The organism is Actinocorallia populi (assembly GCF_002995495.1).
GTDB lineage: Bacteria > Actinomycetota > Actinomycetes > Streptosporangiales > Streptosporangiaceae > Actinocorallia > Actinocorallia populi.
Genome location: NZ_PVZV01000015.1, coordinates 23,311 through 43,639 on the forward strand (window position 1 = coordinate 23,311; position 20,329 = coordinate 43,639).

The following is a 20,329-nucleotide window of genomic DNA, read 5'->3' on the forward strand; positions in this document are numbered from 1 at the left end:
GAAGGGAAGGCCCTTATGGGGGTGGCGAGGTCGGGTGAGGCGACTACGGGACGTGAGCCCGGCGCCAGGCGCGGCAGGCGCGACCAGCTCCTGGAAGTCGCCGCCGGGCTCTTCGCGACCAAGGGATACGCCGAGACGACGATGCGTGACATCGCGGACGCGACGGGAATCCTGGCGGGGAGCATCTACCACCACTTCAGCTCCAAGGAGGCCATGCTCGACGAGTTCCTGCGGGGCTTCCTCGTCGACCTCCACGAGCGCTTCTCGGCGGCCGAGCGGAAGAACGCCGACCCGCAGGAGACGCTCAGCGAACTCATCCGCATCTCCTTCTCCTGCATCCACGATTCGCCGCACGCCGTCGCGGTCTACCAGAACGAGTCCGCGAACCTGAAACGCCAGGAGGCGTTCGCCTACGTGGGCGACTACGGAGCCCGCAGCGAGCAGATCTGGCTCCGCGTCCTGACCGCGGGCCAGGAAGCAGGCGTGGTACGCCCCGACCTGGACGTGAAGGTCGCCTACCTCTTCATCCGCGACGCCGTCTGGTCCGCCGTCCACTGGTACCGCCCAGGCGGCCAGCTGAGCCTCGAGACCGTCGCCGACCAGTACCTCGACCTCCTCTACGGCGGCCTGTTCTGATCAAGGCCCCCGACCCCGCCCGAGCAGCCCGGTGATCCGGACGAGAGGGGAAGCATGGCCATACGGAGCATCCTTTTCGGTGCGGGCGAGTCCTTTCCCGTGCCGGGAGAGGTGGCGGAGCCGGAGTACTTCCGCGACCTGAACCTCGACCGGATCGCCGCGGGAGTGGCCGAAGCGGGAAAGGAGCCGGGCGTGGCGGCCCTGTTCCGCCTTCCCACCAGGGACACCCGACTCGTCGCCTTCCGGCAGCAGGTCTTCCGGGATCTGGAGGAGCCGGGCGTACGGGAGGTCGCGGAGCGGTTCGCGGCGGCGATGGCACGGACCCGGCGCAGGCTGGAGCTGATCGGGAGGATGAAGCACCCCCCGCAGGCGCACCGCTGGCATCTCGATCTCGTTCTGGAGCACGCCGACGCGGTGACGGCGTTCGCCGGAGCCCTGGAGGGGATCGAGCTCACCGCCCCCGGCCTGCGGGCACTGCGCGACGACATGACAGAGCACGTACGGGAGGCGTCGTTCCTTCGCCTCCGCGAACAGGCACGCGCACTGCACGACCGGCTGGGAGAAGTCCGCTACGACATCCTCCTGCGGGGCGACAGGATCACCGTGGCGCACCATGATCCGGCGGAGCGGTTCGACTACGCCGAGCAGGTGCTGGCGATGTTCGCGAGGTTCCGCCCGGATCCCGGGGGACGGCCTCCGGAACGCCCCGGGGACATGGGGCTGGACCAGGTCGAGGCGGGCGTTCTGGACCTCGTGGTCGAGCTGTTCCCCGACGTGTTCCGCGACCTTGCGGCGTTCTCCGAGGCCCATCGCGGCTTCATACCGGCCGGCCTCATCGGTCTAGAGCGCGAACTGCGCTTCTATCTCGGCTACCTGGCCTACCTCGCGCCGCTGCGGGAGGCGGGCCTGCCGTTCTGCCATCCGGCCGTCTCCGCCACCGACAAGACACTCCTCGCTCACGACGCCTTCGACCTGGCGCTCGCCGCCGTACTGGCGGAACGGGGCGAACGGGTGGTGGGCAACGACCTGAGCCTCGACGGCGACGAACGCGTCCTGGTGGTCTCCGGACCCAACCAGGGCGGCAAGACGACCCTCTCCCGGACCTTCGGCCAGCTGCACCACCTGGCGGCCCTCGGCTGCCCCGTCCCCGGCAGCCGGGCACGCGTCTTCCTGCCCGACCGGATCCTCACCCACTACGAGCGCGCGGAGCATCCCGAAGCGCTCGCGAGCAAGCTGGAGGACGAGCTGCTGCGGATGCGCGACATCCTCGCGCTGGCGACCCCGGACAGCGTCATCATCCTGAACGAGATCTTCACCTCGACGACCTGGGACGACGCCCGGGAGCTCAGCGCGACGGTCCTCGCCGGGCTCTCCCGGCTCGACGCGCCCTGCCTGTGGGTGAGCTTCCTCGACGAGCTGTCCGGCCTGGACCCCAAGGCGGTGAGCATGGTCGGCGCGGTCGCCGAGGACGGTACGACCCGCACCTACAAGGTGGTGCGCCGGCCTCCGGACGGCCGTGCCCACGCGCTCGCGATCGCCGAACGGCACGGCCTGACCCGGGCCCGCATCACCGAGCGGATCGGCCGGTGAGGCCCCGCCTGATGTTCGCCGACGGCGACTTCGACCTCCGGACGCCCGAGCCCGCCCTCGCCGCCGACCTGGTGGCCGACCTGCACCTCGAGACGTTGTGGGCGGGCATGGCGCGCGGAGACGGCAGGCTGTTCGCCCTGGCGCGGGCCGCGACCCTGACCCCGCTGAGGGACCCCGCCGCCATCGCCTACCGGCAGGAGGCGCTGGACGACTGCCTGCGCAACGCCGCGGCCGTCCGGGCGCTCCACGCGGTGGCCGACGCGGCGGCCACCGCCGAAGAGAAGATCATCCGTGGCCCCGCCGGAAGCTCCGAGGGCCTTCTGAACCGCTCGGTGCGCGTGCTGGAATTGTTCTGCGGTCACCTGCGCGAGCTGGGGCGGCTGGTCGCCCCGCACACGCACGGCTTCCGATCGGCCGCCTTCACCCGCCTGCTCACCGTCATCCGCACCGAGCTGGACGAGGAGTACCTCCGCTCGGTGGAGACGTTCCTGCGGCGGTTCGACTTCGAGCACGGCATCATCGCCGGAGCGCGCCTGGGGGAGGGCAACAAAGGCATCGTCTTCCGGCTGCACGAACCACCGGGGAAAGGACGCCCGTCGGCGCTCCACCGGCGCCTGAAGAAGTCGGGCCTCACCTACACCCTCCCCGGCAAGTACGAGGAGGGGTGGCGGGCTCTGAACGCCTTCCGGAGCCGTCTCCTGGGCGGCGTCGCCGGTGCCGTCTCGGAATCCGCCGACCACATCCGCGACTTCTTCCGCGCCCTCCGGACCGAGCTGGGTTTCTACGTCGGCTGCCTCAACCTCGCCGAGACCCTCTCCCGGCGCGGCCTTCCGTTCTGCCTGCCCGAGGTCCGCCCGCCCGGCACGGGCGTCTTCACCGCGCACGAGCTGTACGACCCGTGCCTGGCGCTGCGCCTGGACGGTCCGGTCACGGGCAACGACGTCGGCGCCGACGGCATCGGCCTGATCGTGGTCACCGGCGCGAACCGCGGCGGCAAGTCCACCTTCCTGCGCAGTGTCGGAGCGGCGCACCTGATGGCGCAGTGCGGCATGTTCGTCCCGGCGCGGAGCTTCTCGGCGGCGGCCGCCGAAGGCGTCTTCACCCACTTCAAGCGGGAGGAGGACCGCTCGATGACCAGCGGCAAGCTCGACGAGGAGCTCGCCCGGATGAGCGGCATCGTCGACCGCCTGCGCCCCGGCTCGCTGGTGTTGTGCAACGAGTCCTTCATGTCCACCAACGAACGGGAGGGTTCGGACATCGCGGACGAGATCGTCGGAGCGCTGACCGGACTCGGCGTCCGCGTGGTCCTCGTGACGCACCTGCACGAGTTCGCCCGCCGGGCGAGGGCGGAACCGCCGGACGGCCGCCTGTTCCTCACTGCCGGGCGGGAGGGCGGTTTCCGCCTCCGTCCGGGCGTCCCCTCGCCCACCGCCCACGCCTCGGAGCTGTACGCCCGGGTCTTCGGGTCGCGGGACTGATCCGCGCCTCCGGCCCGTTACTGGACGGGCAGTCCAACGGCTAGGTTGGGGCCATGAAACCTGGAGACATCGTCGAGGACTTCGCACTGCCGGACGAGACCGGCGCGGTGCGCAAGCTGAGTGAACTGCTGGCCGACGGGCCCGTGGTGCTGTTCTTCTACCCCGCGGCGTTCACGCCCGGCTGCACCGCCGAGGCGTGCCACTTCCGCGACATCGTCGGCGAGTTCCGCGAGCTGGGCGCTCAGCCCGTCGGGATCAGCGGCGACACCGTGGAGCGGCAGGCCGAGTTCAGCGGCAAGTACTCCCTGGGGTACCCGCTGCTGGCCGACCCCGACGGCGCCGTGCGCAGGCGGTTGGGCGTCACGCGCGGGCTCGCCTTCGCCCCCACCAAGCGCGTCACGTACGTGATCGACACCGACCGGCGGGTGCTCGAGGTCGTCAAGAGCGAGATCCGCATGAACGTGCACGCGGACCGGGCCCTGGAGGCGCTGCGCCGCCGTCAGGCCGTCTGAGGCCAGCTGCTGAGGTCGCGGAAGCGCGGCTCGGGCAGCAGCCGCAGGCCCGTCGCGGCGGCGGTCGGGTCGCTGAGGAAGCGCTCGGTGTCGAAGCGGCGGGTCTCGGCCATGGTGAGGACCCCGCACAGCAGGGCGCCGGGCACCCGCACCATGACCAGCGGGCCGATCTGGGCGAAGGCCTGCTCGCACGCCTGAAGCTCCACCGCCAGGGCGTGCAGGGCGTCGCGGCGCGGGTCGGTCCCGGGCGCCCGCAGCTCGCCGAGCAGGGCGAGGAAGTCGCGGCGCAGCCGTGCGGTGTTCTTGCCCGCCAGGTAGTACTGGATGTGCCAGGGCGAGGAGCCGGCCGGCACCTGCATGCGCACCCGCAGGTCGAGCGCGTCCGTGAAGTTCTCGTAGGCCTTGCTCAGCACCTCGTGCGAGGCCGGGGTCGCGCCGACCAGCCCGCCCCGCACGGTCGTGGGCTCGGGGTCGGCGGCGCGCTGCCCGGCGAGCTGGTCCTCGACCGCGTCGAGCGCCTGTGCCAGGTCGCGGTAGCGCTCCAGGTCGCGGTCGCGCTCGGCGTCCAGCTCGTCCAGCCGGTCCAGCGCCAGGTCGGTCTGCGCGCGCAGCGCCACCAGCTCGGCGCGGATCAGCTCCGGCGCCGTGGGGTCGCCCAGCTGGTCGATCCGCCCGGACAGCGCCTCGCGCCGCTCCGCGGGGCGGGCCTCCCCGGAGGCGCGCAGCTCGGCCAGCGCCGAGTCCACCCGCTGGGTCTGCTCCTCCCTGACCCGGCGCAGCTCCTCCAACGCGTCGGCCAGCCGCGCGGAGTGCTCCTCGCGGCCCTGCCGCAGCTCCGCCAGCGCCTCGGAGAACCGGCTGTCCTGCTCCTCCCGCTCGCGCCGCAGGTCGGAGGAGGCGGCGGTGAAGAGCGCCTCGTGCTCCTCGCGGGAGCGCTGCAGCTCGGCGAGGGCGCGTTCGAAGCGCTCGTTCTGCTCGTGGTGGTCGTGCCGGATCTCGGCCAGGACGTCCTCGTGCCGCCCGCTGCGCTCCTCCAGCGCGTTCAGCACCGCCTCGTGGCGGAGCGCCTGCTCGCGGTGCTCGGCGCGCAGTTCGGCGACGAGCGCCTCGGTCCGGCCGCTCTGCTCCTCCCGCTCCCGGCGCAGCGCGCTGACCGCCGCCTCCAGGTGGGTGAGCTGGGTGTCGCGGGAGCGGCGCAGCTCGGTGATGGAGCCCTCCAGCCTGCCGGACCGCTCCTCCACCCGGCTGACGTAGCCGGCGAGCTCGTCGTAGCGGCGCAGTGTGGCGGTCAGCTCGTCCTGCCCCTGGCCCAGCTCGGCGGTGCGCTTGGTGAGCCGGGCCAGATCAGCGGCCTCGGGCCGCTCGGCGAGATCGGCGCGCAGCTCGTGCAGTTCGGAGAGCGCGGCCTCGAGCCGCTCGGCGAGGTCGGCCCCGGAGGCGCGCAGATCGGAGAGTGCGGCCGCGTCGCGTCTCGTCCGGCCGAAGGCCAGGTAGAGCTCGGCCCCGGCGACCGCCAGGCATGCGACGACCAACACCACCGTCATGGCACTCCTCAGGGTTTTTACGTTTCCCTGACGATAAGCCCTGGAAGCCCCCCGGGGTACTGTCTTTCGGACAAGCTAAAAGATCTACCTCGTGAACGGGCCGAAGCGTGCCCGTTCAGTTGAGGCAGCAGGTCGCGCACGCCTCGGCGCCGGGCAGGGTGACCCACAGGCAGCAGGTGCGGCGGCGCGCCGGATCCAGCTCCATCAGCCCGGAGACCGGCGCTCCCGCCTGCTCCAGGAGCCCGGCGGCGTCGGGCGTGCCCGGCAGCAGCGGGGCGTAGGCCGACAGCGGGCGGGTGAGGGACTCGGCGACCGATCCCCACAGGTTGCGCCGCCCGGCCCGAGCGAGCTTGGCGAGCGCGTCGATGAGCGGGGTGTGCAGGTCCAGCAGGACGGCGCGCACGTCGGTGGTGGTGGCGGGTTCGCGCATGCCCAGGCGCATGTGCGGCTCGTCCGGCAGCCGCTGCACGAGGGTGTTGTCCGCGGTCAGCGCCGGGACCCGTCCGTTCAGCGCCCAGCCGAGGGCGACGGGGACGGTCGACCAGTACGCGAAGCCCTTCCACCACAGGGTGGCCGCCACATGGCGCGGGGCGTTCCAGCGGGCGGCGTGCTCCTCGACCATCTCGCCGAGCAAGGTGTAGGGGGCCTCCGCCAGTTCGGCGACGGTCATGCCCTCGGCGAGCCGCAGTCCGGGCGCGGTGCCCTCCAGGCCCCCCGACTCCTCGATCAGGGCCAGCAGCGGCAGTAGGCTGGAGTCCGCGTCGGCGGGGGAGTGCGGGCGGAGATCGACGGCGGTCATGCGGTTCCCCCTCGGGCTTGCAAATTAGGTAAGCCTTCCCTAATTTATTGCCCAGGCTCTTGTCAAGCCACACCCGACCCCCAGGAAGGCCGCACATGATGAAGACCGCCACCCGGTTGAGCGCCGAGGGGCTGCGGCTGGCCTATGACGGCAGGGTCGTCGTCGACGGTCTCGACCTGTCCGTGCCGGACGGGAAGGTCACCGCGGTCATCGGCCCGAACGGGTGCGGCAAGTCCACCACGCTGCGCGCGCTCGGCCGGTTGCTGCGCCCCAGCGAGGGCGCGGTGCTGCTGGACGGGCGGCGGATCGAGAAGCTGCCGACGAAGGAGGTGGCCCGGGCCCTGGGCGTGCTCCCGCAGTCCCCGGTGGCGCCGGGCGGGCTGACCGTCGGCGAGCTGGCGGCGCGGGGCCGCCACCCCCACCAGAGCTGGTACCGCCCCTGGTCGGAGCAGGACGAGGCGGCGGTCACCGCCGCCCTCACCCGCACCGCCCTGCTGGAGCTGCGCGACCGCCCGGTGGAGGAGCTGTCCGGCGGCCAGCGCCAGCGGGCGTGGATCGCGATGGTGCTGGCGCAGGGCACCGACCTCCTGCTGCTCGACGAGCCCACCACCTACCTGGACCTCGCCCACCAGATCGACGTGCTCGACCTGGTGCGCGAGCTCAACGGCGACGGCCACACCGTCGTCATGGTCCTGCACGACCTGAACCTCGCCGCCCGCTACTGCGACCACCTCGTGGCCATGCGCGACGGGAAGGTGGCGGCGCAGGGAGCCCCCGGCGAGGTGCTCACCGCCGAGCTGGTCCGCGAGGTCTTCTCCCTCGACGCCCAGATCATCACCGACCCGTCCGCGGGCACCCCGCTGGTGATCCCGCTCAGCCGCCTGCGCTGAGCGGCGCTCCTCAGCGCAGCCCGGCGAAGTCGGCCATCCGTGCGACGGCGTGCCGGAAGAACGGGCCCGCGGGATCGGCGCTGCCCGCGAACTGGCCGAACACCTCGAAGGTGATCAGGCCGAACAGCTGCGACCACACCATGAGCAGCCGGGTGACCTCCTCGGGGGCGAGGTCCAGGTTCGCGGCGTCCGCGACCGCCCGCATCTGCGCGTCGAGCCCGCCCTCCAGCGGAGCGGGGCAGGCCGGGGCCAGCGGCCGCCCGGCAAGGAGGATCTCGGCGCACCGCAGGACGACCCTGGTCCCGGCCTCGAGGGTCTCGGCCGGCGCCCGGTATCCGGGGACGGGCGTGCCGTAGAGCAGCGCGTACTCGTGCGGGTGGGCCACGGCCCATTCCCGCACCGCCGAGCACACCAGCATCCAGCGCTCCCGCGGCGCGGCCTCCGGCCGGTCCGCGCCCGTCGCGGCGTCTCCCAGCGCGTTGTAGGCGTCCAGGATGAGCGCGGTCAGCAGCTCGTCCCGGCTGGGGAAGTAGCGGTAGATGGCCGAGGACGCCATGCCCAGTGCGCGGGCCACCGACCGCAGCGACAGCTGGGCGGCGCCCACCTCGCTGAGCTGCCTTCCGGCCTCCCGCTTGATCTCGTGCGTCAGTTCGGCGCGGGCCCTCTCGCGGGCGGTGCGGATCGCGTTCATCCCACCAGTCTGCCAGAGCGCCAAGCCAGAACGAGAGCAGTGCTCTTGCTTCTGTCCGGCACATGGTGTTCAATGTTCTCAAGCGAGAGCACTGCTCACAAAGGAGAACATCGCATGCGTTACGTCGAGGCAGGCCGGACCGCCGCCCTCTTCAACGGTTTCGTCGGCTGGCTGACCGCCAGGGGCGTGAGCCTCTGGGGCGCCCACCTGGTGGCCGTCCGCGGCCGCAAGAGCGGCGAGTGGCGCACCAACCCCGTCAACCCCCTCACCGTGGAGGGCGAGCGCTACCTCGTCGCCCCGCGCGGGCACGCCCACTGGGTGCGCAACCTGCGCGCCGCCGGCGGCCGCGGGGAACTGCGCCTGGGCCGGAAGGCCAAGCCGTTCAACGCCGTCGAGCTGCCGGACGCCGCGAAGCCGGACATCCTGCGCGCCTACCTCAAGCGCTGGAAGTTCGAGGTGGGCGTGTTCTTCGACGGGCTCGACCACAACTCCTCGGACGAGGAGCTGCTGCGCGTCGCGCCGGGGTACCCCGTCTTCCGGATCTCCTGATGGATGGGACGGCGGGAGCCCGGACGGCGGCCGCTGCGGCATGATGCCCGTCGTGGTCACTGAGGGCATGGCAGGCGCGGCGGAGTTCAGGGTGGTCTCGGTGGTGCGGCGGCACGGCCGGGAGCGTCCGGAGGCGCCCGCGCTGACGGGCGACGGACGGACGGTCTCCTACGGCGAGCTGGACGCCCGCTCCAGCCGGGTCGCGCAGGCGCTGCTCGCCGAGGGCGTCCGGGCCGGAGACAGGGTCGCCTACGTCGGCAAGAACGCCCCCGAGTACTTCGACCTCCTCTTCGGCGCGGCCAAGCTCGGCGCGGTCGCCGTCCCGGTGAACTGGCGGCTGACCGGCCGGGAGGTCGAGGCGATCCTCGAGGACGCGGGCGCGGCCGTCACCGTGGCGGACCGCGAGGCGGGCCCCTTCCCCGCCCCCGGACGGCTGCTGCGCACCGGCCCGGAGTTCGAGGCATGGCTGGCCGCGCACGAGGCCGCCGACCCCGGTTTCACGGGCGCGCCCGACGACATCGTGGCCCAGCTCTACACGTCCGGCACGACCGGCGTCCCCAAGGGCGTGCCGCTGAGCAACCGGAACTTCTCCGTGGGGGAGCGGCGCGGCTCCCACTGGCTGCTGGACGAGCACTCGGTGAACCTGGTGGCCTCGCCGGTCTTCCACGTCGGCGGGACGGGCTGGGCGCTCACCGGCCTGCACGCCGGATGCCACCACGTCCTGGTGCGGGACGTGCGCGCCGCCGAGCTGGCGGAGCTGTTCGAACGCCACCGCATCACCAACGGCTTCGTCGTCCCCGCGGTCCTCCAGGCGCTGTGCGACCTGCCGGGGCGGCACGACTACTCGGCGGTCCGCGCCATCGGCTACGGGGCCGCCCCCATCACCACCGGCCTGCTGCGGCGGGTGAAGGAGGTCATCGGCGCCCCGCTCTACCAGGTGTACGGCATGACCGAGACGACCGGCACGATGGTGCAGCTCGACCCCGCCGACCACGAGCGGGAGGAGCTGCTGCGCTCGGCGGGCCGCCCCTTCCCCTGGGTGGAGCTGAAGGTCGCCGACCCGGACACCGGACGGGAGCTGCCGCGGGGCGAGACCGGCGAGGTGTGGGTGCGCTCGGACCAGAACACGCGCGGCTACTGGAACCGCCCGGAGGAGACCGCGCGGCTGCTCACCCCGGACGGCTGGCTGCGCACCGGCGACGCCGGCCACCTCGGCCCCGAGGGCCACCTCTTCCTCACCGACCGCATCAAGGACATGATCGTCACCGGCGGGGAGAACGTGTACCCGGTCGAGGTCGAGGAGGTGCTGGCCCGGCACCCCGGCATCGCCGACGTGGCGGTCATCGGCGTGCCCGACCCGCGCTGGGGCGAGAGCGTCCTTGCCGTCGTGGTGCCCCGCGGCGAGCCGGACGAGGCCGACGTCCTGGAGTACGGCAGGCGCCACCTCGCCGGGTTCAAGCGCCCCCGTTCGGTGGTGTTCCGGGACGAGCTGCCCCGCAACCCCGGCGGCAAGGTGCTGAAGCGCGACCTGCGCGCCCCCTACTGGGAGGCCGAAGGCCGCGCCATCGGCTGACCGCGTGCGGCAGGTGCCCTCTCACCGCAAGAGCTCCCTCCTCAGGACGGAGCAGGCGAGCGCGACGGCCTCGCGCGCGGCAGGGAGGACGTGCGTGAGGGTGATGAAGCCGTGGAACGCCCCGTCGAAGCGGTGCGCCTCGACCGGGACGCCGGCCGCCTCCAGCTCGGCGGCGTACGCCTCGCCCTCGTCGCGGAGCGGGTCGTACTCCGCGGTGATCACGCAGGCGGAGGGCAGCCGCGCCAGGTCCGCGGCGCGCAGCGGAGAGGCGGAGCGTCCTGGCTCCCCGCCGAGGTACTGCTCCCAGTACCAGGCCATCGCCTTGGCCGTCAGGAACCCGTCCTCGGCGTGCTCGGCGTAGGACGCGGTGTCCATCGCCGCGTCGGTGACCGGATAGACCAGCAGCTGGTGCCGGACGGCGGGGCCGCCCGCGTCCCGCGCCCGCAGCGCCGCGCGGGCGGCGAGGTTCCCCCCGGCGCTGTCCCCGGCCACCGCGATCCGCTCCGGGTCCCCGCCGAACGAGGCGGCGTGGTCGCGGACCCAGACCAGCGCGGTGTAGGCGTCGTCCTCGGCCACGGGATACCGGTGCTCGGGCGCCAGCCGGTAGTCCACCGACACCACGATCGCTCCGCTTCCCGCGCACAGCTCGCGTACGAGCCCGTCATGGCTGTCGAGCCCGCAGAGCACGAACCCGCCGCCGTGGAAGAACACCACGACCGGGGGAGCGGCCCCGCCGGAGCCTGTGCCGAGCGGCCGGTAGACGCGGACGGGGACGCCGTCCGCGTCGTGGTCCTCCACCCGGCCGACGGGGGGCCGCGGGAGGTCGGGGGCGGGGGCGGCGGCCAGGACGGCGCGGGCCTCGGCGGCGTCGAAGACGGTGTCGCCGACGGCGGGGAAGCCCGCGCTCATCGCGTCGCGGATCCGCCGGGTGCGCGCGTCCATCAGCTCTGACCCGCGACCTGGTCGAGCATGACGACCTCGCCGGCGGTCCAGCCGCCGTCGACCGCCAGCTCGGCACCGGTCACGTAGGAGGCGGCGTCGGAGATCAGGAAGGCGACGGCGGCGCCGATCTCCTCGGGGCCGCCGACGCGGCCGAGCGCCGACAGGGGGAACATGCCCGCACCGGGCACGGCGCCGTGCCGCGCGGTCATCGGCGTGTACGTCATCCCGGGGTGGACGGAGTTGACGCGGATGGCGGACGGCCCGAACTCCACCGCCGCGATCTTGGTGAGCCCGCGGACGCCCCACTTGGCCGCCCCGTACCCGGAGGTCCCCGGAAGGGCGGTCAGCCCGGCGGCCGAGGAGATGTTGACGATCGAGCCGCCGCCCGCGGCGCGCATCGGCTCCAGGACCGCCTTCATGCCGAGGAACACCCCGGTCAGGTTCACCTGGAGCACCTTCTCGAAGTACGCAAGGGTCTCCTTCTCGATGAGGAGGTTCGAGGCGATCCCCGCGTTGTTGACCAGGCCGTCGAGCCTGCCGTAGGAGGTGACGGCCAGGTCGACGACCTCGGCCCAGCCGGCCTCGCTGGTCACGTCGTGCCGGACGAAGACCCCGCCGACCTCGGCGGCGGTCCTGCGGCCCTCCTCCTCGAGCAGGTCGGCGAGCACGACCCGCGCGCCGCCCGCGGCCAGCGCGGCGGCGGTGGACGCGCCGATCCCGCGCGCCCCGCCGGTGACGATGACTACCTTGTCCTGCAATCCGGACATCCTGGTCTCCTTGCTGATCGATCAATGGTGGTGATGGTGCGGTCTAAGCTGATTCCATGGAGCGCCCGGATCCGACGAAGCTGCCCCCGACCGCCTGGGCGGTGCTGGGGATCCTCGCCTTCGGCGAGGAGCTGACCGGATACGAGGTCAGGCAGTGGGCCGACCACGTGCTCCGGCACTTCTACTGGAGCCCGGCGATGAGCCAGATCTACTCCGAGCTGAAGCGGCTGGAGAAGGTCGGCTACGCGGTCTCCCGGTCGGCGGTCTCCGACGACGGCCGCAGCAAGCGGGTGTACGCGATCACCGCGTCCGGTGAGGCCGCGCTGGCCGAGTGGGCCGGGCGCGCCCCCGTCGAACCGCCGGTGCTCAAGCACGGCCCGATGCTGCGCGCCTGGCTCGGCCACCTCTCGACGCCCGAGCGGCTGCGCGAGCAGCTCATGGAGTACCGGGCGGACACGGAGAGGGAGCTGGCGGAGGCCGAGTACTCGCGGGAGGTCGCCGCCCGGTTCCCCGAGTGGGCGTACCCCGAGCTGACCATCCGCTGGGCGACCCGCTACTACGCGGTGCAGCGCGATCTCGCCGACCGGATGCTCGCCGACCTGGCGGAGGCGGCGGACGGCGGGGAGCGGGAGGAGTCAGCATGACGCCTCCCGGAGCCGGTGCTTGAGGACCTTGCCGCCGGGGTTGCGCGGCAGGGAGTCGACGAAGTGGTAGTGGCGCGGCACCTTGAAGTTGGCCAGGCGTTCGCGCAGCCAGGCGGTGAGCTCGTCCGGACCTGCGGGGGAGCGTAGGACGAGGAAGGCGGCGCCGACCTCGCCGAGCCGCTCGTCGGGCACGCCGATGACCGAGGCGTCGGCGACCGCCGGATGGGTGACCAGGACGTTCTCGATCTCGGCGGGATAGGCGTTGAACCCGCCGACGACGAACATGTCCTTGAGCCGGTCGGTGACCGTCAGGTAGCCGCGCTCGTCCAGGGTGCCGACGTCGCCGGTGTGCAGCCAGCCGTCGGCGTCGATCGCCTCGGCGGTGGCCCGCGGGTCGTCGAGGTAGCCCCGCATGACGTTGTGGCCGCGCACCAGGATCTCGCCGGTCCGCTCGTCGATGCGGACCTCGGTGCCGGGCAGGGCGGGCCCGGTCGTGGTGGCCACGGTGGCGGCGTCGGCGTCGACGGGGCAGATCGAGACGACGCCGCAGGACTCGCTGAGCCCGTAGGCGGTGAAGACCGAGGGGACGCCCAGTTCCTCGCGGATCCGCCGGATGAGGTCGACCGGGACGTTGGCCGCGCCCGTCCCGGCCAGGCGCACCCGGTGGGCGGGCCGGTCCCGCGCCTCCAGCAGGGAGAAGAAGACGGTCGGCGGCCCCATGAGCACGCTGATGCGCTCGTCGGCCAGGCGCTCGGCCGTGCGGCGCACGTCGAAGACCGGCTCCGGGACCATCGTGACGCCGTTGAGCAGGCAGGCGAGGATCCCGGCCTTGTACCCGAAGGTGTGGAAGAACGGGTTGATCAGCAGGTAGCGGTCGCCGGGGCGGAGCGTCACGACCTTCGACCATTCGGCGAAGACCCGGAGGTTCTGCCCGTGCGTGGTGAGGACGCCCTTGGGTCTGCCGGTGGTGCCGGAGGTGAAGACGATGTCGGAGACGTCCTGCGCGGAGACCTCCGGCAGGTCCGTCTCCGGACCGGGCGGCACGCGGTCGATCAGCACCGTCCGGGCGAGGTCGGGGAGGTCCTCGCCCTCCAGCATCGCGGGGTAGTCGACGCCGAGGAAGCCGTCCACGGTGTAGAGCGCGACCGCCCCGCTGCGGCGCAGGATGTCGGCGGCCTCGGCCCCCCTGTAGCGCGTGTTCAGCGGTACCAGCACCGCTCCCGCGCTGCTCAGCCCGAGTGCCTGGACGATCCAGTGCCGGCTGTTGGGCGCCCAGATCCCGACGCGGTCCCGGGGCCGGATGCCGAGCGCGACGGCGGCGCGGGCGGCCTCGCGCACCTGCTCGGCCAGGTGGGCGAAGGTCCAGCGGACCTCGCCGTCCACCAGGGCCTCGCGATCACCGTGGGTGGCGGCGGCGTGCTCGACGAGCGTCGGGATCGTGTCCAAGGTCCCTCCTCTTTCGGTTGCCTTGACATGGAACCACACCGATGCTTCTAATCGGAATATTCCTAAGTGAAATATCGGAGACTCGGAGGAAACCCATGACGGCCACGACCCCCCAGGTGCACCCCGCCGAGATGCGGCGCGTGCTCGGAACCTTCGCCAGCGGAGTCGTCGCGGTGACCGCGGTCCTGGACGGAGAACCGGTCGGCATGGTCTGCCAGTCGTTCTCCTCGTTGTCGCTGGAGCCGCCGCTGGTGACGTTCTGCCCCGGGAACGGCTCGACGAGCTGGCCGAAGATCCGGCGGGCGGGCGGGTTCGCGGTCAACGTCCTGGCCGCCGACCAGGAGGACCTCTGCATGGCGCTCGCCGGACCGCGCAAGTTCGAGGGCGTCGCCTGGCGGGAGGGCGCCAACGGCGCGCCCCTCCTGCCGGGCGCGCTGGCGTGGATCGAGGCGGACCTGTCCGCGGAGCTGCCCGGCGGCGACCACAGCATCGTCATCGGCGCGGTCACCGCGCTGGCCGCCGAGCGGGACGCCGCGCCGCTCCTGTTCTTCCGCAGCTCCTTCGGGAGCCTGGTCACCGCCTGAGGGCGGTGCCTACTTCCGGAAGCGGGCGTAGGCGCCCGGCTCCGGCTTCGGCCGCGGCCGGGCGGCGAGCTCCTCGAGGTCCTCCAGCATCTGCTGCGCCAGATCGCGTTCGGCCTCGTAGTACCGCTGCGACCAGCGCAGCACCATCTCGGGATACGCCCAGGCGGCGATCTCGGAGGCCCCCTCGGCGTCGGCCAGGGCGAGCCGGCTCATCTTCTCGGCGTAGTCGCGGTGCTGCGCGATGATCTCGCGCAGCCGCTCGGGCTCCAGCAGGTGGCCGAGCCAGACGCGGAGCATCACGCCGTGCTTGAGGACGGGGGGCTCGACGGGGGCGTCCCTCGCCCAGTGCCGCACCGCCTCCCGGCCCGCGTCGGTGATCGTGTAGACGCGCTTGCCCCGGGTGCTCTCGGTCAGCTCCACCCGTGAGAGGGCGTACCCGGCCTTCTCCAGCCGCTTCAACTCGCCGTAGATCTGGCTGTAGGAGGGGCTCCAGTAGAAGAACTTCAGGCTCCAGTCGGCCCACTTCTTCAGGTCGTATCCCGACAGCTCCTGCCCGAAGGACAGCAGGCCGAGCACGGCCCAGCTCGTCGGGGGCAGGTTCGGCGGCTCCTGTGTCACACCCGGCAGCGTATCCGAACCGCGATGTTGTCCCCGTGCTATATGTCTGTTAGTAATATTCCTAATCGAAATACCTGGAGGTTCCCGTGCAGTTCTCGATGATCTTCGAGGCCCAGCTCGCCCACCCGACGCCCGAGCGCGAGAGGCGGTTGCTCCACGACTGCGTCGAGCAGGCCGTCTACGGCGAGGAGATGGGTTTCGACCGGGTCTGGGCGGTCGAGCACCACGGTCTGGAGCGGTACGCGCACATGTCGGCGTCCGAGGTCTTCCTGACCTGGGTGGCGGCGAAGACCTCCACGATCCGCATCGGCCACGGCGTGGTCTGCATGCCGTTCAACTACAACCACCCGGTGCGCGTCGCCGAGCGGGTCGGCATGCTCGACGCGCTGTCCGGCGGCCGGCTGGACGTCGGCGGCGGCCGCGGCTCCACCCGCATGGAGATGGGGATGTGCGGCGTGAACCCCTCCGACACCTATCCGCAGCTGGTCGAGGGGCTGAGGTTCCTGGCCGGGGCCTGGCAGAAGGAGCAGGTCGACTGGCACACCGACCTGCTCGACGTCGGCCCCGCCAAGATCCTGCCGCGCCCCGTGCAGACTCCGCACCCGCCGCTGTACATGGCGTGCAGCAAGAGGGACACCGTGGTCCTGGCCGCCGAACTCGGCGTCGGCGCGCTGGTGATGGGCTTCGCCGGTCCCGAGGAGGTCAAGGAGATGTACGACCTCTACCACGCCACCATCAGGTCCCGCACCGGCGAGAAGCTCGTCTCCACCGAGGTCAACGACAAGTTCGTCGCGCTCTGCCCGACCATCGTCCTGGACGACGGGGCGAAGGCGCTGAAGATCGGCGCGCGCGGCCAGCGCTTCTTCGCCGAGTCCATCGCCCACTGGTACGGCCACGGCCCCGTGCCCGAGGAGGACACCGAGGACGACGACAACCTCGCCGCCCTCGCCAAGGACAAGGAGGACCTCGTCGCCAGGCTGAACGAGGCCGATATCCCCGCCCGCCCCCAGGACACCGGCGCGTTCAACGCCGAGCACGCCTACGGCACGCCGCAGCGGGCCATCGAGTACGTTCAGCGGCTCGCCGACATCGGCGTGGACGAGGTCATGTGCCTCATCCAGATGGGCACCGTCCCCCAGGAGGCGTGCATGGAGACCATCCGGCACTGGGGCGAGACGGTCATCCCGCACTTCAGGGAGGGCCTCGCCGCGGGCTGACGGCGGGGGAGCGCGAGAGGACGCGGTGCCGGCGGCGCCGCGTCCTCTCGCGTTCTCACCTGCGGTCCGCGGCCAGGGCGCGCCGCACCTCGCGGGCCGCCATCAGCAGCGACGGGGTCAGCGCCTGCGGGTTCAGCCTGCTCGGCGGGCCGCACAACGAGATCGCCGCGACGGGGCGGCCCAGGCCGTCCCGCAGCGGCGTCGCGACGCAGACGACGCCGCGGTGGTTCTCCTCGCGGTCGAGGGCGACGCCGCGCTCGCGGATGCCCGCCAGCTCCCGCCGGAACGCCCGCGGGTCGGTGATCGTGGCGGGCGTGCGCGGGGCCAGTCCCGCCCCGAGCACCCTGGCCACGTCCTCCTCGTCGGCGAAGGCGAGCATCGCCTTGCCCGCGCCGGTGCAGTAGGCGGGCTGGCGGCCGCCCATCCGCGTGGGGGCGCCCCCGGCCGGCGCGCCGCCGACCTTCTCCAGGTAGACGATCTCGTGGCCGTCCGGGACCGCGAGGTGCACGAGCGCGCGCGTGGCGGTGTGCAGGCGGTGCAGGTGGGGGAACGCGGTCTCGCGGAGCCGGTTCTGCTGGGCCGCCAGCGCCCCCAGCTCGATCAGGCCGAGGCCCAGCCGGTAGCGGGAGTCCGTCCGCTCCAGTGCCCTGAGCTGGACGAGCTGGTCGAGGATGCGGTGCACCGAGGAGCGCGGCAGCCCGGTGCGGCGCGCCACGTCGGTCAGCGTCAGCTCGGGCGCGGAGGCGGTGAAGCAGTACATGATCCGCGCGGCCCGCGCGAGCATCGACGACTCGAGTCCGGGGTGGGCGGCGGCGACGGGGACGGCCATGGGGAAGCTCCTGAATCGTTCCGGGAGGGAACCTCGGTTTTCCCGGTTACCGGGAAAACCACTATTTCTAATTGGAACATCTCGCCTAACGTACACGCAATCCGTCCGTGAGCCAGCTCACAGGACGACGAGCAAGGAGCGTGAATTGAGCGAGCAGGTTCTCGAGGCCGTACGCGCCCTCGTCCCGACCCTCCGCGAACGGGCAGCCGAGGCCGAGGAGGCACGGCGCGTGCCCGAGGCCACGATCGGGGAACTGGCCGGCACCGGGTTCTTCCGGCTGCTGCAGCCCCGGCGCCACGGCGGGTACGAGGCCGACCCGGTCCTCTTCTACACCGCCGTCAAGGAGATCGCCGCGGCCTGCGGCTCGACCGGCTGGGTCGCCTCGGTCCTGGGCGTGCACCAGTGGCAGCTCGCCCTGTTCCCCGACGAGGCGCAGCACGAGGTGTGGGGCCAGGACCCCGAAGCCCGCATCTCCTCCTCCTACGCGCCCACCGGGAAGATCACCCCGGTCGAGGGCGGCTTCCGGGTCAGCGGCCGCTGGAGCTTCTCCTCCGGCTGCGACCACGCCGGGTGGGTCTTCCTCGGCGGCATGGTCCCCGGTCCCGACGGCGTGCCGATCGACATGCGGACCTTCCTGCTGCCGCGCTCCGACTACCGGATCGACGACGTCTGGGACACCGTCGGCCTGCGCGGCACCGGCAGCAACGACATCGTGGTCGAGGACGCCTTCGTCCCCGACCACCGCACGCTGAGCTTCGCGAGCACGAGCGTCCTGGACTGCCCCGGCAACGCGGTCAACACCTCCCCCCTCTACCGGCTCCCGTTCGCCGCCGTGTTCACCACCACGATCTCCACCCCGATCGTCGGCATCGCCCAGAGCGCCCTGGACTCCTACATCAAGGTCACCCGTGAGCGCTTCCGCGTCTCCTACGGCAACCAGAAGGTGGCCGAGGACCCGCACGCCCAGGTCCGCATCGCCACCGCCGCCGGCGAGATCGACGCCGCGTGGCTCCAGCTCACCCGCAACATCTCCGAGCAGATGCGGTGCGCGCAGGCGGGCGAGGCCCCGTCGCTGAAGCTGCGCCTGGCCACCCGCCGCGACCAGGTGATGGCGACCCAGCGCGCGATCAAGGCGGTGGACCTGCTGTTCGAGAACGCCGGCGGGCGCGCGCTGGCCGCGGGCAACGCCGTCCAGCGGGCCTGGCGCGACGCCCACGCCGGCCGCGTCCACGCCGCCAACGACCCCGAGCGCGCGCTCGTCATGTACGGCCAGGGCGCCCTCGGCATCGAGGTGACGGATGTGATGATGTGATCGAGGGGACCACGAAGAACGGCCTGTTCTACACCGAGGCCGGCGACGGGCACCCGCTGGTCATGCTGCACGGCGGCGGCCCCGGAGCGTCGGGGACGAGCAACTTCGGCGCCAACCTGCCGGTGTTCGCCGAGCGCTTTCGCACCCTGCTGGTCGACCAGCCCGGCTACGGGCGGTCGGTGAAGCCCGAGCGCTTCGAGAAGCAGTTCTTCACCGCCTCCGCCGACGCGGTCGTCGGGCTCATGGACGACCTGGGCATCGAGCGGGCGCACGTGCTCGGCAACTCCCTCGGCGGCGGCACCGCGGCGCGGATGGCCATCGACCACCCCGACCGTGTCGCGAAGCTGGTGCTCATGGGTCCGGGCGGCGTCAGCCTGAACGTGCTGGCCGCCGACCCGACCGAGGGCATCAAGCGGCTCTTCGAGTTCTCGGCCGCCCCTTCCCGAGAACGCCTCGTCGCCTTCCTCACCGCCCTGGCCCACGACCCGTCGCTGGTCACCGAGGAGCTGATCGCCGATCGCCTCGCCTCGGCTACCGACCCCGAGACCGTGCGCGGCAACGCCGCGATGGCCGCGACCTTCGCCGACCCGGCCATGCTCGAGGACGGCATGCTCTGGCGCGAGGCGTACCGGATCCGCCACGAGACCCTGCTGACCTGGGGCCGCGAGGACCGCGCCAACCCCCTCGACGGCGCGCTCGTGGCCCTCAAGACCATCCCGAACGCGCGGCTGCACGTCTTCCCGCACTGCGGCCACTGGGCGCAGACCGAGCGCTTCGACGAGTTCAACCGCGTCACCCTCAGCTTCCTGGAGTCCTGATGATCACTTCCCTCGGCTACCTGCGTTTCGAGACCGCCGACCTCGGCGCGTGGCGCACCTTCGGCTCCGAGGTCCTCGGCCTGGAGGCCGTCACCGGGCCCGACGAGAACGCCCTGTACTTCCGGCACGACGAGTACGCCAACCGCTTCACCTTCCTCCCGGGCGAGGCGGACCGGCTGCTGGCCGCGGGCTGGGAGGTCGCCAACGCCCGCGCCCTGGCCGAGACCGTCGAGCGGCTGGAGAAGGCGGGCCGCACCGTCACCCCCGGCACCGCCGAGGAGGCGGCCGACCGCCGCGTCGAGGCGCTGGTGCACGTCGACGACCCCAACGGCAACCACCTGGAGATCTACCACTCCCCGGCGATGAACCACGCGCCGCAGGTGAACCCGTACGGGAACAGGTTCGTGGCGGGAGGCCTCGGACTCGGCCACATCGTGCTGTCGGCGCCGGACATCGAGGCGTCCTTCGCCTTCTACACCGAACTGCTCGGGTTCCGCCACCGCGACTCCCTGCGCTTCCCCGCCGCCACGTTCGGCGGGCCGGAGGGCCGGATGAACTGGGTGCGCTTCCTCGGCGCCAACCCGCGCCACCACAGCCTGGGACTGTGCGAGGCGCCGCTGCCCGCCATGATCTTCCACTTCATGCTGGAGCTCTCCAGCCTGGACGAGGTGGGCCGCGGCCTCGACCGCTTCCACAAGGCGGGCTACGCCGTCCAGCAGTCCCTCGGCAGGCACACCAACGACAAGATGGTCTCCTTCTACGCCGCCACCCCGGGCCCGTTCCAGGTCGAGTACGGCTACGACGCGGTCCTCGTCGACGACGCGACCTGGACCGTCAAGGAGATCACCGAGGACGCCTACTGGGGCCACCAGTGATCCGCCGCGCATCCT

The 20,329-nt window shown here is 72.3% G+C and carries 21 protein-coding genes; 13 read left to right on the plus strand and 8 right to left on the minus strand.

All coding sequences use genetic code 11. From position 1 onward, the window contains the following. Positions 1–15 precede the first annotated feature (15 nt). The 4 genes from C2865_RS38125 to C2865_RS38140 are packed head-to-tail and all read left to right on the plus strand — an operon-like array spanning position 16 to position 4,216. Complete coding sequence (locus C2865_RS38125; protein WP_106403657.1) at positions 16–636, plus strand: TetR/AcrR family transcriptional regulator; 621 nt, start codon at positions 16–18, stop codon at positions 634–636. A gap of 54 nt (positions 637–690) precedes the next feature. Next, on the plus strand, positions 691–2,226 hold the full coding sequence (locus C2865_RS38130) for a MutS-related protein (RefSeq protein ID WP_106403658.1): 1,536 nt from the start codon (positions 691–693) through the stop codon (positions 2,224–2,226). Continuing rightward, a complete protein-coding gene (locus C2865_RS38135; protein WP_106403659.1) occupies positions 2,223–3,704 on the plus strand; it encodes a MutS-related protein in 1,482 nt (493 codons plus the stop codon). Before C2865_RS38130 ends, C2865_RS38135 begins: the two co-directional genes overlap by 4 nt. A gap of 53 nt (positions 3,705–3,757) precedes the next feature. Next, positions 3,758–4,216 carry a peroxiredoxin gene (locus tag C2865_RS38140; protein WP_106403660.1) on the plus strand — a complete coding sequence of 153 codons (459 nt, stop codon included), beginning with the start codon at positions 3,758–3,760 and terminating at the stop codon, positions 4,214–4,216. On the opposite strand, the gene C2865_RS38145 is transcribed toward C2865_RS38140, so the two are convergent. Together C2865_RS38145 and C2865_RS38150 are read right to left on the minus strand one after the other, a co-directional pair. Then, positions 4,204–5,760, minus strand: a complete 1,557-nt coding sequence (locus C2865_RS38145) for a coiled-coil domain-containing protein (RefSeq protein ID WP_106403661.1) — start codon at positions 5,758–5,760, stop codon at positions 4,204–4,206. The genes C2865_RS38140 and C2865_RS38145 overlap by 13 nt on opposite strands. 115 nt (positions 5,761–5,875) lie before the next feature. After that, on the minus strand, positions 5,876–6,559 hold the full coding sequence (locus C2865_RS38150) for a (2Fe-2S)-binding protein (protein WP_106403662.1): 684 nt from the start codon (positions 6,557–6,559) through the stop codon (positions 5,876–5,878). A 95-nt stretch (positions 6,560–6,654) separates the two neighbouring features. Between C2865_RS38150 and C2865_RS38155 the strand changes: the two genes are divergently transcribed. Beyond that, a complete protein-coding gene (locus C2865_RS38155; RefSeq protein WP_106403663.1) occupies positions 6,655–7,449 on the plus strand; it encodes an ABC transporter ATP-binding protein in 795 nt (264 codons plus the stop codon). 10 nt (positions 7,450–7,459) lie between these two features. On the opposite strand, the gene C2865_RS38160 is transcribed toward C2865_RS38155, so the two are convergent. Beyond that, positions 7,460–8,140 carry a TetR/AcrR family transcriptional regulator gene (locus C2865_RS38160; protein ID WP_106403664.1) on the minus strand — a complete coding sequence of 227 codons (681 nt, stop codon included), beginning with the start codon at positions 8,138–8,140 and terminating at the stop codon, positions 7,460–7,462. Positions 8,141–8,254: 114 nt separating this feature from the next. Here C2865_RS38160 and C2865_RS38165 point away from each other — a divergent pair, with 114 nt between their 5' ends. After that, positions 8,255–8,689: a nitroreductase/quinone reductase family protein gene (locus tag C2865_RS38165; RefSeq protein WP_106403665.1), complete on the plus strand. Its 435-nt coding sequence runs from the start codon at positions 8,255–8,257 to the stop codon at positions 8,687–8,689. A gap of 52 nt (positions 8,690–8,741) precedes the next feature. Beyond that, entirely contained in the window at positions 8,742–10,262 is a 1,521-nt protein-coding gene (locus C2865_RS38170; protein ID WP_198653886.1) for a long-chain-fatty-acid--CoA ligase, read from the plus strand. A 21-nt stretch (positions 10,263–10,283) separates the two neighbouring features. Here C2865_RS38170 and C2865_RS38175 read toward each other — a convergent pair whose 3' ends face one another. After that, complete coding sequence (locus C2865_RS38175) at positions 10,284–11,204, minus strand: alpha/beta hydrolase (RefSeq protein WP_106403666.1); 921 nt, start codon at positions 11,202–11,204, stop codon at positions 10,284–10,286. After that, positions 11,204–11,971, minus strand: coding sequence for a glucose 1-dehydrogenase (locus tag C2865_RS38180; RefSeq protein ID WP_106403667.1), 768 nt, complete (start codon positions 11,969–11,971; stop codon positions 11,204–11,206). The genes C2865_RS38175 and C2865_RS38180 overlap by 1 nt, the downstream gene beginning before the upstream one ends. A gap of 56 nt (positions 11,972–12,027) precedes the next feature. Here C2865_RS38180 and C2865_RS38185 point away from each other — a divergent pair, with 56 nt between their 5' ends. Then, positions 12,028–12,615: a PadR family transcriptional regulator gene (locus C2865_RS38185; protein WP_106403668.1), complete on the plus strand. Its 588-nt coding sequence runs from the start codon at positions 12,028–12,030 to the stop codon at positions 12,613–12,615. Here C2865_RS38185 and C2865_RS38190 read toward each other — a convergent pair. Next, positions 12,607–14,061, minus strand: coding sequence for a FadD3 family acyl-CoA ligase (locus C2865_RS38190; RefSeq protein ID WP_198653887.1), 1,455 nt, complete (start codon positions 14,059–14,061; stop codon positions 12,607–12,609). The genes C2865_RS38185 and C2865_RS38190 overlap by 9 nt on opposite strands. 95 nt (positions 14,062–14,156) lie before the next feature. Here C2865_RS38190 and C2865_RS38195 point away from each other — a divergent pair, with 95 nt between their 5' ends. Then, positions 14,157–14,645 (plus strand): flavin reductase family protein, encoded by a 489-nt coding sequence (locus C2865_RS38195; RefSeq protein ID WP_106403670.1) that lies wholly within the window; start codon positions 14,157–14,159, stop codon positions 14,643–14,645. Between the two features lie 9 nt (positions 14,646–14,654). On the opposite strand, the gene C2865_RS38200 is transcribed toward C2865_RS38195, so the two are convergent. Further along, on the minus strand, positions 14,655–15,263 hold the full coding sequence (locus tag C2865_RS38200) for a PadR family transcriptional regulator (protein ID WP_198653888.1): 609 nt from the start codon (positions 15,261–15,263) through the stop codon (positions 14,655–14,657). An 86-nt stretch (positions 15,264–15,349) separates the two neighbouring features. Between C2865_RS38200 and C2865_RS38205 the strand changes: the two genes are divergently transcribed. After that, the gene (locus C2865_RS38205) at positions 15,350–16,480 is read left to right on the plus strand and encodes an LLM class flavin-dependent oxidoreductase (RefSeq protein WP_106403672.1); all 1,131 of its coding nucleotides are present in this window, start codon (positions 15,350–15,352) and stop codon (positions 16,478–16,480) included. 55 nt (positions 16,481–16,535) lie between these two features. Here C2865_RS38205 and C2865_RS38210 read toward each other — a convergent pair whose 3' ends face one another. Then, positions 16,536–17,309, minus strand: coding sequence for an IclR family transcriptional regulator (locus C2865_RS38210; protein WP_106403673.1), 774 nt, complete (start codon positions 17,307–17,309; stop codon positions 16,536–16,538). Positions 17,310–17,454: 145 nt separating this feature from the next. On the opposite strand from C2865_RS38210, the gene hsaA reads away from it, so the two are divergent. From hsaA to C2865_RS38225, 3 genes are read left to right on the plus strand one after another with little or no spacing between them, the layout of a single operon-like run. Beyond that, complete coding sequence (gene hsaA / locus C2865_RS38215; protein WP_232836047.1) at positions 17,455–18,621, plus strand: 3-hydroxy-9,10-secoandrosta-1,3,5(10)-triene-9,17-dione monooxygenase oxygenase subunit; 1,167 nt, start codon at positions 17,455–17,457, stop codon at positions 18,619–18,621. Next, positions 18,618–19,439 carry a 4,5:9,10-diseco-3-hydroxy-5,9,17-trioxoandrosta-1(10),2-diene-4-oate hydrolase gene (gene hsaD, locus C2865_RS38220; RefSeq protein WP_198653889.1) on the plus strand — a complete coding sequence of 274 codons (822 nt, stop codon included), beginning with the start codon at positions 18,618–18,620 and terminating at the stop codon, positions 19,437–19,439. Before hsaA ends, hsaD begins: the two co-directional genes overlap by 4 nt. Further along, complete coding sequence (locus C2865_RS38225; RefSeq protein WP_106403674.1) at positions 19,439–20,314, plus strand: VOC family protein; 876 nt, start codon at positions 19,439–19,441, stop codon at positions 20,312–20,314. Before hsaD ends, C2865_RS38225 begins: the two co-directional genes overlap by 1 nt. Positions 20,315–20,329: the final 15 nt, after the last annotated feature.

Excerpts from the sequence above, each read along its gene's own strand:
- C2865_RS38125 (WP_106403657.1), top strand. The coding sequence starts at position 16 with ATGGGGGTGGCGAGGTCGGGTGAGGCGACTACGGGACGTGAGCCCGGC.
- C2865_RS38130 (WP_106403658.1), top strand. The coding sequence starts at position 691 with ATGGCCATACGGAGCATCCTTTTCGGTGCGGGCGAGTCCTTTCCCGTG.
- C2865_RS38140 (WP_106403660.1), top strand. The coding sequence starts at position 3,758 with ATGAAACCTGGAGACATCGTCGAGGACTTCGCACTGCCGGACGAGACC.
- C2865_RS38145 (WP_106403661.1), bottom strand. The coding sequence starts at position 5,760 with ATGACGGTGGTGTTGGTCGTCGCATGCCTGGCGGTCGCCGGGGCCGAG.
- C2865_RS38150 (WP_106403662.1), bottom strand. The coding sequence starts at position 6,559 with ATGACCGCCGTCGATCTCCGCCCGCACTCCCCCGCCGACGCGGACTCC.
- C2865_RS38155 (WP_106403663.1), top strand. The coding sequence starts at position 6,655 with ATGATGAAGACCGCCACCCGGTTGAGCGCCGAGGGGCTGCGGCTGGCC.
- C2865_RS38160 (WP_106403664.1), bottom strand. The coding sequence starts at position 8,140 with ATGAACGCGATCCGCACCGCCCGCGAGAGGGCCCGCGCCGAACTGACG.
- C2865_RS38165 (WP_106403665.1), top strand. The coding sequence starts at position 8,255 with ATGCGTTACGTCGAGGCAGGCCGGACCGCCGCCCTCTTCAACGGTTTC.
- C2865_RS38175 (WP_106403666.1), bottom strand. The coding sequence starts at position 11,204 with ATGGACGCGCGCACCCGGCGGATCCGCGACGCGATGAGCGCGGGCTTC.
- C2865_RS38180 (WP_106403667.1), bottom strand. The coding sequence starts at position 11,971 with ATGTCCGGATTGCAGGACAAGGTAGTCATCGTCACCGGCGGGGCGCGC.
- C2865_RS38185 (WP_106403668.1), top strand. The coding sequence starts at position 12,028 with ATGGAGCGCCCGGATCCGACGAAGCTGCCCCCGACCGCCTGGGCGGTG.
- C2865_RS38195 (WP_106403670.1), top strand. The coding sequence starts at position 14,157 with ATGACGGCCACGACCCCCCAGGTGCACCCCGCCGAGATGCGGCGCGTG.
- C2865_RS38210 (WP_106403673.1), bottom strand. The coding sequence starts at position 17,309 with ATGGCCGTCCCCGTCGCCGCCGCCCACCCCGGACTCGAGTCGTCGATG.
- C2865_RS38225 (WP_106403674.1), top strand. The coding sequence starts at position 19,439 with ATGATCACTTCCCTCGGCTACCTGCGTTTCGAGACCGCCGACCTCGGC.